We start from the raw sequence: 13,232 nt of genomic DNA, 5'->3' as shown, positions 1-13,232 counted from the left end.
CCCTCCTCCTGTCGGCATGCGGTCTGCAATCCAACTAAGACATCGTGTTCTTCAGCCGCGTCGCTTTGACCAATGAATCCGCGACCGGCGGGAACAGCCGGGCAAAGCCTGACAGAATCCTTCCGGCAGAGGGCCGGCCGCTGATCGCCTGCAAAAAGCGCCCTTTTCGCAAAATACCGCTGAATTCACGGTGCACAGCCTCGGTATACAGCCGCTCCCAGTCCTGCATGCTCAGCTCGCCCCGCAAATAGCGGTCGGCAAACGAGGCGCACAGAATGCCCGAGCGCAGGGCGGCGCTCATCCCGTCTCCGAAGAGCGGCGGAATCATCGCGCAGGCATCTCCGGCATGCGGAATCATCCGCCAGGGCTGAGGCCGGCGGGACAAATATACCGGCGCGGTCGAGATCATCGTCCCGTCGGTCGGTGTTCCTTCCGACAATCGGCGGGCAAGCTGGGGATTGCCGCTTGCCGCAAAATCCAGCAGCTCTTTCATCTTCACTCCCGCGCCTTTCAACCGATCCCGCCGCAGAAGCGCGGCTACATTATAGGTGCCCGCTTCCACAGGGGCGATCCCGATGTAGCCTCCGGGAACCAGATAAAGTTCCACGGCTTCCGTCCCTGCAAGCCCGGTCACATGCGTTTTAATCCCGATGTAGGCATGCCCGTCCTGCCCTATTTCTTCATAATCGATCAAATCCGGCCGGCGGTGACAGCCCCAGGCGGCGATCACCGTCCTCGCCTCCAGCGTATCGCTGAGTCCGCCGGTCCGGGTCCCGACGATATATCCGCCTCCATCCTCACGGGCATGAATGCTTGTGACCGTCGTCGCGTCCCGTATTTCCACGCCTGCCTCCCTTGCAGCCCTGTGCAGGCCGGCATCCAGCGTATAACGGCTGATGCCCCAGCCTGTACCGGGGAGCGCTGCTTCCAGCACCTGTCCATGCCTCAGCACCAGGCGGGCCCGGTGAATCGGATTCGGCTCCATTCGCTCGACAGCCTCCGCTACACCAAGGCTGGCCAGCGTCTCTCTCGCCTCCGGAGACAGAAATTCCCCGCATGGCTTATGACGGGGAAAATACTGTCGGTCTATGAGCACGGTCTTCCACCCTTGGGCAGACAGCCGGATAGCTAAACTGCAGCCGGCAAGGCCAGCTCCGATCACGACCGCGTCCTGCATGGGAATCATCTCCTTTCGCTGATTTATACTTTTCCCGTTTTATGAACAACAGCCACATAACGGAATAACGGCTTCCAGCTGTACAGCAAGTCCGCTTGAATATCCCGCTCCTGCAGCCGCTGTCTCAGCCTGATCCAATCGGAAGACTTGAAACCCTTCGCAACCGACAATGGCCCGTCATGCCGTATATAACGGTTGCCTGAAACCAGGTGCGCCACGACCCAAACGGCGGACCACGAAATCCAGTGCCGATGAATATCGCTGATCACGACGCCCAGACGGGATGCATTCAGCATCTGCCCCACCACTTCGGGAAGCCGGACGTCGTCAAAGTGGTGTAGGAACTGCGATGACATGACGATATCGGCGCTGCCTTCCGGAAGGTCAAACAAATCGCAGCGTCTGACCGTAATATTCGGTACCCGCTGGTACAGGTTTCTGGCCTCCTCGCAGGCTTCTTCCGTAATGTCCACTAATGTAATCCGGACATCGACCCCGTTTCGGGCAGCCCAGCGCAGAATGCGGCGGTTCACATCTCCCGAGCCGGCGCCAATATCCAGCACCGATACCCTGTCCGGTCGGCCGGATTGACGCCACAACCGCTTGAACCCGTATAAGGATGGAGACGAAGCACCAAAGATCCGGTTCAGCCGTCGCAAATGGCGCAGCGCTTCCAGCAGCTCGTCGCCGCCCGTGCTGAAGTCGTCCATGTATTCCTCTTCCACGGCCCGCCGGTTTAACCGCTTAAAGGCCGGCATACTCATAACTTGACTCCCGTTTCGTAACGAATGATGGAACATACGTAAATCGAAGGAGTTCTGCAGTCAAGCCCGGGCCAAACGCCAGGGCCACTCCGGACCGTTCACCCTCGCCTTGTTCCCTCAAACGCTCTCTCATTCCTTTTAATACGAACAGCAGCGTCGCCGAGGATAAATTCCCGGAGTCCCGCAGCACGTTCCGGCTGAATTCGGTCTGGCTGTCCTCCAGTCCGAACAAATCCTGGACGGCATCTACGATGCCCCGTCCTCCCGGATGGATCGCCCATAATGGCGGAAGTGCTCCTCCGTCCAGCAGCCGGTCCACTTCATCCCGCAGGAACGTTCTGAGCAGCTTGGGGATATTGGGGGAGAGGTATAAATCAAAACCGGTGTCCCCGACCTCCCAAATCATTTCGTCTGCAGAGTCCGGAAGGAGCACAGAGTGTCCTCCGCCGAGTTCGAACCCTCCCTGTTGGTCGGCTTCACCGGAGCTGACGATACATGCCGAAGCCCCGTCCCCAAAAAATGAAGCGCCGAACAAGGCTTCACGGGATCCTGAAGGCTGCAAATGGATGGTGCACAGTTCGACGCAAACGATGAGCACCGTCGCGGCCGGGCTCGCAGACACGATTTGCTGTGCTAACTGAATCGCCCTCAAACCGGCGGCGCAGCCTTGAAAGGTAAGCGGGATCCGCTGAATCCGCGCAGACAATCCAAGCCGATGAATCAAGGCGGTGTCTAATCCGGGAAGAAATTGACCGGTGCAGCTTACCGTCAGAATGTGAGTGATTCCGGAAGCCTCCACTCCCGCATCACGCATAGCTTCTTCCGCCGCCTTCTCCGCGAGAGGAACCGATTCTCTCCGGTACACCTCCATCCGCTTGGAGGTCGAAGGGGCAGCCTGCTGCTTGTCCGTGGACAGATACGTGCACTGATCGGCAGGTTTGAGAAAATCCTCCTCACAGGTGTACCTGACCTGGACTCCGCATTGCTTAAATATTCTTTTCGCCCACCTTAGCGCGTGGGGATCTTCCCTTAACGAAGCTTCGATTTTGGCAAATACGTCATCCTGGCAAAGGCGGTGAGGCGGAAGCGCCGTACCGATGCCCTGAATCAATGCCCTGCCTGCACCATGTTCACTAACCATCGTCAAAAGATCACCTCCATTCATTCATTTACGTCCCATTTACGCACATAAGCCTTAGAACAAGTATATTCACCGCAATAACGCATATGCTCCGTGAGGACAAATACCTGTTTGCCTGCTTTAGGTGGTATAAACCAGGATGGATCGCTTTGTACAGTAATCTCCAACTTAATGGGAAAACCACCCTCCTGCTACTGATGCTTACCCGATTCCGGTCAGCGGAAAACGTGTGCACCAAAATTACGTCATACACAAAAAGCAGGCATGGGGCTCATCCCCAATGCCTGCTTTCTACATTTTTATTCGCAAGTATTTAATTTTACAGAGCTTTGTCGTCCACACTGTTCAACCAGTTCTCAATGACGCCGATCACCGAAGCGACGGTGCCGTCTTTAAACGGCGACTGCAGTCCGGCAAGCTCCACAAGTCCGGTAAAGGAACGGGATCCTCCCGCCTGGCACAGTCTCAGGTAATCCGCCCAAGCCGCTTCGCGGTCCTCGTTCATCTTCTTCCAGAACTGGAACGCGCAAATTTGCGCCAGCGTATAATCGATGTAATAGAACGGCGCCTGGAAGATATGCCCCTGTTTGTGCCAGAAGCCGCCCCGCTCCAGGTATTCGTTGTCCGGGTACTGCCGGTGCGGCAAATACTTCTTCTCGATTTCACGCCAAGCGCGTTTGCGTTCCTCCGGTGTCGCCTCCGGATTCTCATACACGAAGTGCTGGAATTCGTCGACGGATACGCCGTACGGAATGAAGAGAAGCGCACTGGACAGATGGTCAAAATGGTATTTCTCCGTGTCTTCCTTAAAGAAGTTATCCATCCACGGCCACGTGAAGAACTCCATGCTCATGGAATGGATTTCGGCCGATTCATACGTAGGCCACAGGTATTCCGGCACCTGATAATGACGGCTGGAATAGACCTGGAAGGCGTGGCCGGCTTCGTGCGTGAGAACGTCAATATCTCCGGAAGTGCCGTTGAAATTGGAGAAAATGAACGGCGATTCGTATTTGCTGATAAACGTGCAGTATCCGCCGCTTTGCTTGCCCTTTTTGCTGACGAGATCCATCAGCTCCCGGTCTACCATGAATTTGAAAAATTCATCGGTTTCCGGAGACAGCTCCGCGTACATCTTCTTCCCTTGCTCCAGAATCCAGTCCGCATCCCCTTTTGGCGTCGCATTCCCAGTCTTGAAGCTGAAATTGTCGTCATAGATTCGCAGGGAATCGACGCCGATCCGCTCGCGCTGGCGTTCCTTCAGCTTTTGGGCTACGGGTACGATGTGTTCCAGCACTTGCTTCCGGAAGTTGGCCACCATGTCGGCGTCATAATCCGTACGGTTCATGCGAATATAGGCAAGCTCAACGTAATTTTTATATCCGAGCTTTTGAGCCATGCGCGTCCGGGTTTTCACGAGTTCATCGTAGATCCGGTCAAAATCCTGCTCATGCTCCGCCATGAAGGAATATCTCGCTTCCGACGCTCTCCGGCGCAGGTCGCGGTCCGGCGACAGCTCAAACGGCAGCAGCTGGGACAGCGTCCGCTCCTCGCCTTCGAACGGAATCTTCGCAGAGGCGATGAGCTGACTGTACTCGGTGGCCAGCTTGTTATTGAGCTGCATATCCTCGATGATATCCGGATGGAAGGCCTTAAGCGCCAGCTCGGCAAGCTTGAACAGTTGCGTTCCCCACTTGGCTTCGAGTTCACTTCTGAATTTGGACTCTACCAGCGCTTTATAATAATCGGTTATGTATTCTTGATAGACCGGACTTGCTTCATCGATGTATTCTTGTTCGGCCTTGTAAAATTCATCGTTCGTATCGATGGAATGGCGAATGACGGCAATCTCTGCCATGCTTTCGAATTCGCTGCGCAGCTTGTTGATATCGGACATGGCCTTGTCCTGCTCTTCAAAGGAAGCCGCCTGCTCGAACTGCTGGATCAGTTGTTTAAACCGTTGTTCAATTTCTTTCACGTCTGGCCGCTTGTATTCGTACTCGCTGAACTTCATGCATCACGCATCCCTTCTTGATTGGCTTTCGTTACCATTATACTAGAGAATCAGGCTTAGACAACAGATACGTCAAAAAAAATTTAATGTTCGTGAAAGCACTTCCCGTTAGTCAAAATTCTACAAGCTTCCCTGCATGGAATGGCTATATTTTACAGATGGATCCATAACAAGGTTCCGAGAATTGCCCAATATTAACCGCCCTTATGCTTATATCCTCGTTCTTCCCTTTTGCCACTTGGTTGTGTTATATTAGTTCGTACCTAAAAATATTAGGCAGCACCTAAATGATTGAATATACATATACTGAACATACAAAGGTGGTTTGAAAGCGATGCTCATATGGATGCTGCGCCAAGTGATGGCAGAACGCGGAATTTGGACGGGAGCCGCACTGGCCCGTCTACTGAAAGACAAAGCCGGCTACGAGCTGTCTCCCCCCTCGATCAGCGCCCTGCTGAACGGCAATCCGAAGCAGATAAAGGCCGATACGATGGATGCGCTGTGCACAGCTCTCGACTGCACTCCTAGCGACTTATGGCATCATACCCCATCGAACGTTAGAGGGGCCTAGACGTTTATTGAAACTGGAGGTAACAAGCATGTCGGAAAAAGAAATTCTTCCCTTCGGAGATCCGATTCTCCGCAAAAAAGCAAAACCCGTTACGGAAATAACGCCGAGAATTTACAAGCTGCTGGATGATATGGCGGATACCCTGTACGCGGAAGAAGGCAGAGCCGGCCTGGCCGCACCGCAGATCGGCATTCTCCGCAGGGTGATCGTCATGGACTGCGGGGGCGGGCTCATTGAGCTGATCAATCCGGTGCTGCTCGAGCACGCCGGGGAGCAAACCGGACCGGAAGCCTGCTTATCCTACCCCGGGTATACCGGTATCGTGAAGCGGGCGAAATACGTGAAGATCAGTACGTTAACCCGTGAGGGCAAAACGATTGTGATGGAGGCAGAGGATTATTTGGCACGCTGCATTCAGCATGAGATGGACCATCTCGACGGGATTTTGTACATCGACCATATCCAAAACGGGGAGCTGTTTGTCAATCGGACGGAACGCAGAGCGGATTTGATGGCTGCCTTAAAGCTGACTCAGAACGTTTAGCCGCACTTCTATGCTCTTATTGACAATCCATAAAGTCTCTTTATAAGTCCCAACATATAAAAAAATAAGGAGCTGTCCAAAGGTCATTCACGACCCGGGGACGGCTCCTTTTTATAAAGAAAAATAATGTGATTAACGGTGCGCTGTATACTGATTAGCCTTACTAAAGCTGCGAATCTGCTCGATCTCCTCGTCAGTGAGCGCCGGAGCGTCTCCAGCCGCAGTATTGTGGATCAGCTGCTCCAGGGAGCTTGCTCCCGCGATGGCCGTCGACACGACCGGATTCGCCAAGGCGTACCGGATCGCGGTCTGCCCCATACTCCGGTCATTCTTGACCAGGCGCTGCAATTGCTCGCGGATCTGGATCAGTTCGTCGGAACTGTAATCCAGGTACCCCTTCGCCACTTTCGCTCCGCCCTGTTCGGTCAGGACACCGGAAGCCACCGGACCACGTGCGATGACACTGATATGGTTATCGGCCAGTAAAGGCAGCACCTCTTCCTCCGGGCGGCGGTCCAGAATGCTGTACTGGCTCATGACGCTGATGATTCCGGAACGCTTTACGTATTCCCGGATCACGTTTGGTCGGATCGACGAAATGCCGTAATAGCGGATCACGCCCTCCTGCTTCAGCTCCTCAAACGCCTCGATCGTCTCGTCAATCGGATCGTCCAGCGTACCGCCATGGAGCTGGTACAAATCGATATAATCCGTTTGGAGGCGGCGAAGGCTTTCTTTTACCGCAGAGCGGATATACGCTTTAGAAGGGTCCCATACCCAACCTTCTTTACCGGGAATTCTCCGGTTTCCTACCTTCGTCGCCAGAACAACGTCCTGCCGGCGCCCGCGGATCGCCTTACCGACAATTTCTTCGTTTCTGCCGCTGTCGTAAAGATCCGCGGTGTCCAAAAAATTCACGCCCCGCTCCAGCGCCGCGTGAACGATTCGCTCAGCCTGCGCCTCATCGGTTCCCAAGGACATGCAGCCCAGCCCGATCTCGCTGATGTTCAGTTCCGATGTTCCCAATTGGTTCCTTTTCATTAACTTCACCTGTCCCTTCCCCTGAATTTACCCGTTTAAAATCAGCAAATGAATGGCGCTCAGCACGATGCCGATCACGAATCCGCAAATCGCGCCGTTGACCCGGATCCACTGCAGGTCGCTGCCGACCTTCTCCTCCAGCATGTTGACGAGCGACTGATCGTCCAGCTTGTCCAGATTTTCCCGCACCAGCACGCCGATTCGGTAATAATTGGATTCCACCAGCTGAACGATCATTGCCAGAACCCCTTGTTCCCACCGGAGGGTTAACTCTTCCTTGGATTTCAGCAAATCATGGCACCAGCGGAACAGACGAATCCATATACGCCCGCCTCGCTCCCGTTCGGCTTCCATCCACAGCAGCAGACGTTCACGCATATGGTTCAGCTGGCCGGCAATCCATGCTTCCGCGTTCTCAGAGCTCAGCTTGTCATCCAGCCAACCCTTTATGCGGCTTTCCGTTTCAGGACTGTCGGCTACTTGGGCCAAACGCTCCCGGATGCCTTTGACAACCCGTTCCCGGTATGGACTTTCCGGATTCGCCACTTCAAGCAATGCCGAGAGGATCAGCTTCTTCAAAATCGCTCCCAATTTTTCCTCGTTCATAAAGCCCAGCATCGCCTGAACGGCAAAGCCTTTCATTCCTCCAAGCTGAAGCTCGTCCAGTTTGGCATGCGCCAGCTTGCCGAGCATCATTTCGTTGTCCGGGTTGTTCACCCATTCTGCGGCGTACAGCAGTCCGTAGTCCAATACCTTCTCGTCCAACTGGTGCGCTTCCGTCTCTTTGACCACACGGTTTAACAATTCGGTGATGTTCCGGCTATGAATGTACCGAAGCACCATGTCCCGGATGTGCGGGGCCGCTTTCTCCAGCGGCAGTTCGCGAACGGCCTGCTCCAGCGAAGACAGGAGCTTCATGCGGACCTCTTTCCGCCGGATCAGCTTGAACAGCCCGGTCGACACAGACTGGAACAGCTTCATCTGCCGAAGTCTGGACGTGATGCTTTCCTTATTCAGAAGTTCGGTTTCCAATGCAGAGATGAGCGAATTGACGATTTTGTTGCGATTTTTAAGCAGCAGCGACGTGTGGGGGATCGGAATCCCCATCGGATGGCGGAACAAGGCGGTGACCGCAAACCAGTCGGCAAATCCGCCGACGAGTCCGGCTTCAAAGCCTCCCAGCAGCAGCTTGACCCACGAATTTTGCGGCAGGAAAAGCATGACGAGAAAGCCCGCACCCATAACAGCCAGGGAATACCCGGCCAAATATCTGGATTTCAATCTGCATACCCCCATATGTACGTATACCATGATGGCGTCGATTCGACTTGCTTCAATGACCGATCACGCTATCAAACTATTAACCATATTGTAGCCCATTTGTTTCGTTTACAGCCGAAAAACCCGAGCTCGCGAAAAACTCCCGGCTTCCCGGGAGTCTGCTGTCTGCACATCATGATTCCAAATGTCCGTTAACAGGGCATCAGGAATAAGACTGCTTGGGCTCGCGGCGGAAAATCACGGACAGAATAATGGCCACGATGCCGATATTAATCGCGATATCCGCGATATTCATAATGCCTGTCATGCGGCCGAGGACGATAAAATCCGTAACCTTGCCGAACAGCACCCGGTCGATCGCATTGCCGATCGCCCCGCCGACGAGAAAGCCCGTGGCCAGCTCCATCCATGTCCCCTTAAGCACGCCTTTGGTCCGGTAATAGATAATGACGGCCGTAACAAACACCGCAAATACGACAAATAACTTGCCGTAGCCCTGGAACGAGCTGAATGCGGCACCGGAATTTTGGTAGTACTCAAAATGAACGTACGGGTCAAGAAAAGGCCTCGAACCTCCGACGACCATGGATGAGCGGACCCAGAGCTTGCTCAGTTGGTCGATCGCAATGACGATCAGCGATATGATGTAAAACAAAATAATGATGCACCTCTTTCCCTCTGCGTCCGTTGTCTCATTTCCCCTTGTTCAGCGAAGGAACAAATCGGGTAGAGACGCCGATGCCGACCCTTTCTAATGGAGCCATGCAGCATGCCTGTATGTCCATTATGCGTCAGATCGCTCTGCGTACACAAGTTTGACTCCCATCCTGCATCTGCTGGCTGCCACGAACTTGCCTCAATCCCCTCCAGGGACGGCTACATCCGGGCTGAACACCGGCCGTGAATCCATTTCCCCCGGGCGTACCGGGTAGAGCGTTCCGTTCAGGGCAAAAGAAACCCTCCCCGTCTCCTCTGAAACGACAAGGATCAGCGCATCGCATATTTCTGACAGCCCCAATGCGGCCCGGTGACGGGTTCCAAGTTTCCCCTCGCGCAGCGCTTTAGAAACGGGCAGTACATTGCCGGCGGAGACGATTTGGTTCTTGTCGACCAGCACCGCCCCGTCGTGCAGAGGTCCCCCCGGATAAAAAATCGATTCCAGCAGGGTATGCGACACGTCTGCCCCGACCGGTATGCCGGAATGCACCAGCGGCGGGAGCGCATCGTTTCTTTTGACGACGATGAGCGCCCCGTGATTCCGCTCCGACAGATGCTGCAGCGCCGTGGACAATGCTACATAGCGATCTGTATAAGGCGACAGATACGCATTCAGATAATAGGATGCGGCCGTCATCTGCATGTCGGTAAAGACGCTGTGGATCTGCTCAAACTCGTTCAGAATGCAGCATTCCTTCTGGTCGATCGTCGCCAGCATGCTCTCGATTTCCGCCTTAATAGTGGACAGGCTCTTTTTCAGATGGACCTGTATCGTTTCAGACAGACCCAGCTCATCTTCATTGTTCACGTCGGCTCACCTTTCCTTATGACTTAAAATATAGACTGCTCCGTCCAGCCTTCCGACTATTCGGCGTCTTCCATCGTATCCATCGCGGCATCAAGCAGCGCATCAAACAGGTCGTCATCCTCTTCCAGCCGCGCATCGGCCTGAAGCATCTCCTCTTCGATGCCCGATTCGTCCGCATAGTTCAGGCTGTAATCCCAATCATTGCCCTTCTTGCTGAAAAAGGTAACCTCATACTTGGACTTATGCCCCTCCAAAGTAAAAATGGTGTGCCCCACGTAGTGTCGTTCCTCGTCCAGCTTCATCCCGGCTTCGATAATTGTAAAGTCCATGAATCCATTGCTCCTTCTAAGTGGTGTATTTGATACTATAGTATACCATGGAGGCGGCCGTTTCCATCAAACGGCAGAGCTTAGGTTTTCATTATGCGGAACAATTTAGTACAATACTACTTGTGTCAGTTGATAACCAGTATCTGGAGGGATGAATCCATGACCGATTTCATCAGTCAATTAAACAAATATGCCGATCTTGCCGTCCGTGTAGGCGTCAACGTCCAAAAGGGCCAAACGCTGGTCGTCAACGCATCGATCCAGTCGGCGGAATTTGTCCGCTTAATCGTGGAAAAAGCGTATGATGCGGGCGCCAAGCTCGTCAAAGTCAATTGGAGCGACGAAATCGTTACCCGTCTGCAGTATGAACGGGCCGACGATGAAGTCTTCGCGATTCCACCAAAATGGTTTGCAGGGGAAATGATCGAACTCGTGGAAAACGGGGCAGCCGTGCTGCACGTGATTGCCGAGAACCCGGATTTGCTGAAAGGGATCAAGCAGGAGCGGATTGCCATGAACCAAAAAACACGCGGCCAGGCGATGGCACCTTACCGTGCTTACCAGCAGGCGGACAAGTTCAGCTGGTCAATCGTGGCTGTCCCTTCGCCGGAATGGGCTGCAAAGGTGTTCCCTGACGCTCCCGAATCTGAACGGGTGCAGAAGCTGTGGGAAGCGATTTTCCATACGGTGCGCATTGATCAGGAAGACCCGGTCGGTGCCTGGAAACAGCATCTGGCCACATTGGAAGAAAAATCGAACATCCTGAACGCCAAAAAATATAAGAAGCTCCACTATATCGCACCGGGAACCGATCTGACCATCGAGCTTCCGGAAGGACATATCTGGGCAGCCGGCGAGAGCATCAACGAGAAAGGACACAGCTTCGTCGCCAATATGCCGACCGAGGAAGTGTTCACCGCGCCGCTGAAGACGGGCGTAAACGGCACGGTGCGCAGCACCAAGCCGCTGAGCTATGGAGGCAACATCATCGACAACTTCTCCATTACATTTGAGAATGGCCGGATTGTAAGCGTCAGTGCCGAACAGGGGCAGGAAACGTTGGAGCATCTCGTCGAAATGGACGAAGGCGCGCACTACCTCGGCGAGGTCGCGTTGGTTCCGCATCAATCACCGATTTCCGAGTCGAACATTTTGTACTTCAATACGCTTTTTGACGAAAACGCCTCCAACCATTTGGCGATCGGCAGCGCCTACGCCTTCTGTGTTGAAGGCGGCAAGGACATGAATCAGGAGCAGCTTGCTGAGCGCGGTCTGAACACAAGCGTGACCCATGTCGACTTTATGATCGGTTCGGGGGAAATGGACATTTTCGGCGTTAACGCCGACGGTTCGGAAGAGCCTGTATTTAAAAACGGAAACTGGGCATTTTAAGGACTGACTCCAATCGGTCCATTAATGCTGTGAATCCTTGTTCTGCATACGATGAAATATTGGAGCCGCAAGAGCCTTCCTGGAGCGATGACAGGAGGGCTCTTTTGTAGTCAGGTGTTTTATTTATCCAGTGGTTAATTTATAATGAGGAAGAATTGAATACATATGTGGAGGTAGAGCCTATGCTCTCGTTCGAAGAGAAATTAAACAATTATGCCGAGCTTGCCGTCAAAATCGGCGCAAATGTGCAGCCCGGACAAACGCTGGTCGTCAATGCAACGATCGACGCCGCCCCGCTCGTTCGCCTGATCGTCCGCAAGGCGTATGAGATCGGCGCCAAGCTCGTCAAAGTCAATTATACCGACGAGGCGGTCACCCGGCTCCGGTACGATCTGGCACCGGCGGAATCTTTCCTTGAAGCCCCGACTTGGTATGCGGGCGAAATGACCGAGCTCGCTGAGAACGGAGCCGCTTTCCTGACCGTTCTCTCCTCCAGTCCCGACCTGCTCAAAGGAGTAGAGCCTGGAAGAATCGCCGATTATCAGCGCACCTATGGTCAGGCGATGGCGAAATACCGCCAGTTTCAGCAGGCGGATAAAATGAGCTGGACGGGCGTTGCCTTCCCTTCCCCGGACTGGGCCGCGAAGGTGTTCCCGGATGCGCCGAAGGATCAGCAGGTCGACAAGCTGTGGGACGCCATCTTCCATGCGTGCCGCGCGGACCGCGAAGATCCGATCGCCGCTTGGGAAGAGCATATCGATACGCTGCAGAAAAAATCGGATGAGCTGAACGCCAAAAAGTATCAAAAGCTGCATTTTACGGCACCGGGCACGGATCTGACGATCGAGCTTCCCGAAGGCCATATTTGGGCGCAGGCGGGCAGCGTCAATGAGCAGGGTACGGCGTTTGTCGCCAACATCCCGACCGAAGAGGTGTTCACCGCCCCGCTCAAAACCGGCGTGAACGGAACCGTCAGCAGCACCAAACCGCTCAGCTACGGCGGCAACATCATCGACCGCTTTACACTGACATTCGAAAACGGCCGTATCGTAGATTACAAAGCGGAAGAAGGCCAGGACACGCTCGCACGCCTGATCGAGATGGACGAAGGCTCTCACTACCTTGGCGAGGTAGCCCTTGTTCCGTTCCAGTCTCCGATTTCACAAAGCAACATCCTGTACTATACGACTTTGTATGATGAGAATGCTTCCTGCCACCTGGCAATCGGCAGCTCTTACGCCTTCAATATACAAGGTGGTAAGACGATGTCACAGGACGAGCTTGAGTCCCAAGGCATGAACCAAAGCATCACACACGTCGACTTCATGATGGGTTCCCCCGAAATGAACATTACCGGAATCACCCATGATGGCAAAGAAGAGCCGGTGTTTGTCAACGGAAACTGGGCATAATTCACTGGCAGCACCCCTGACGGTCGCATGACCGACGG

Annotated in this window: 13 protein-coding genes; 4 read left to right on the top strand and 9 right to left on the bottom strand. The window is 54.0% G+C overall.

Annotated elements, in window-relative coordinates; all coding sequences use genetic code 11:
- Positions 1 to 34: 34 nt before the first annotated feature.
- The 4 genes from ABID47_RS05165 to ABID47_RS05150 form a co-directional block, all read right to left on the bottom strand.
- Positions 35 to 1,177, bottom strand: coding sequence for an NAD(P)/FAD-dependent oxidoreductase (locus ABID47_RS05165; protein ID WP_354495147.1), 1,143 nt, complete (start codon positions 1,175 to 1,177; stop codon positions 35 to 37).
- A 23-nt stretch (positions 1,178 to 1,200) separates the two neighbouring features.
- Positions 1,201 to 1,935 carry a methyltransferase domain-containing protein gene (locus ABID47_RS05160; RefSeq protein WP_354495725.1) on the bottom strand — a complete coding sequence of 245 codons (735 nt, stop codon included), beginning with the start codon at positions 1,933 to 1,935 and terminating at the stop codon, positions 1,201 to 1,203.
- Complete coding sequence (locus ABID47_RS05155) at positions 1,922 to 3,082, bottom strand: type III polyketide synthase (RefSeq protein ID WP_354495723.1); 1,161 nt, start codon at positions 3,080 to 3,082, stop codon at positions 1,922 to 1,924. The genes ABID47_RS05160 and ABID47_RS05155 overlap by 14 nt, the downstream gene beginning before the upstream one ends.
- 319 nt (positions 3,083 to 3,401) lie before the next feature.
- The gene (locus ABID47_RS05150; RefSeq protein ID WP_145132516.1) at positions 3,402 to 5,096 is read right to left on the bottom strand and encodes a M3 family oligoendopeptidase; all 1,695 of its coding nucleotides are present in this window, start codon (positions 5,094 to 5,096) and stop codon (positions 3,402 to 3,404) included.
- Positions 5,097 to 5,430: 334 nt separating this feature from the next.
- Here ABID47_RS05150 and ABID47_RS05145 point away from each other — a divergent pair, with 334 nt between their 5' ends.
- Positions 5,431 to 5,670: a helix-turn-helix domain-containing protein gene (locus tag ABID47_RS05145; protein WP_076171668.1), complete on the top strand. Its 240-nt coding sequence runs from the start codon at positions 5,431 to 5,433 to the stop codon at positions 5,668 to 5,670.
- Positions 5,671 to 5,698: 28 nt separating this feature from the next.
- Positions 5,699 to 6,214 (top strand): peptide deformylase, encoded by a 516-nt coding sequence (gene def, locus ABID47_RS05140; RefSeq protein ID WP_354495146.1) that lies wholly within the window; start codon positions 5,699 to 5,701, stop codon positions 6,212 to 6,214.
- Positions 6,215 to 6,346: 132 nt separating this feature from the next.
- Here def and ABID47_RS05135 read toward each other — a convergent pair whose 3' ends face one another.
- The 5 genes from ABID47_RS05135 to ABID47_RS05115 all read right to left on the bottom strand — a co-directional run bounded on the left by ABID47_RS05135 (position 6,347) and on the right by ABID47_RS05115 (position 10,390).
- Positions 6,347 to 7,255 carry an aldo/keto reductase gene (locus ABID47_RS05135; protein ID WP_354495721.1) on the bottom strand — a complete coding sequence of 303 codons (909 nt, stop codon included), beginning with the start codon at positions 7,253 to 7,255 and terminating at the stop codon, positions 6,347 to 6,349.
- A 27-nt stretch (positions 7,256 to 7,282) separates the two neighbouring features.
- Complete coding sequence (locus ABID47_RS05130) at positions 7,283 to 8,536, bottom strand: DUF445 domain-containing protein (protein ID WP_354495145.1); 1,254 nt, start codon at positions 8,534 to 8,536, stop codon at positions 7,283 to 7,285.
- A 202-nt stretch (positions 8,537 to 8,738) separates the two neighbouring features.
- Positions 8,739 to 9,191, bottom strand: coding sequence for a signal peptidase II (gene lspA, locus ABID47_RS05125; protein ID WP_221223914.1), 453 nt, complete (start codon positions 9,189 to 9,191; stop codon positions 8,739 to 8,741).
- 201 nt (positions 9,192 to 9,392) lie between these two features.
- Positions 9,393 to 10,061 carry a sporulation-specific diadenylate cyclase CdaS gene (gene cdaS, locus ABID47_RS05120; RefSeq protein ID WP_076171658.1) on the bottom strand — a complete coding sequence of 223 codons (669 nt, stop codon included), beginning with the start codon at positions 10,059 to 10,061 and terminating at the stop codon, positions 9,393 to 9,395.
- Between the two features lie 56 nt (positions 10,062 to 10,117).
- Positions 10,118 to 10,390: a hypothetical protein gene (locus tag ABID47_RS05115; protein WP_354495144.1), complete on the bottom strand. Its 273-nt coding sequence runs from the start codon at positions 10,388 to 10,390 to the stop codon at positions 10,118 to 10,120.
- A 159-nt stretch (positions 10,391 to 10,549) separates the two neighbouring features.
- On the opposite strand from ABID47_RS05115, the gene ABID47_RS05110 reads away from it, so the two are divergent.
- On the top strand, positions 10,550 to 11,782 hold the full coding sequence (locus ABID47_RS05110) for an aminopeptidase (RefSeq protein ID WP_354495143.1): 1,233 nt from the start codon (positions 10,550 to 10,552) through the stop codon (positions 11,780 to 11,782).
- A 182-nt stretch (positions 11,783 to 11,964) separates the two neighbouring features.
- Positions 11,965 to 13,194 carry an aminopeptidase gene (locus ABID47_RS05105; protein ID WP_354495142.1) on the top strand — a complete coding sequence of 410 codons (1,230 nt, stop codon included), beginning with the start codon at positions 11,965 to 11,967 and terminating at the stop codon, positions 13,192 to 13,194.
- Positions 13,195 to 13,232: the final 38 nt, after the last annotated feature.

Source organism: Paenibacillus favisporus (genome assembly GCF_040545415.1).
Taxonomy (GTDB): domain Bacteria; phylum Bacillota; class Bacilli; order Paenibacillales; family Paenibacillaceae; genus Paenibacillus_AQ; species Paenibacillus_AQ favisporus.
The sequence above is the reverse complement of the archived record's forward strand: the minus strand, read 5'-3'. Positions and strand labels throughout refer to the sequence as shown.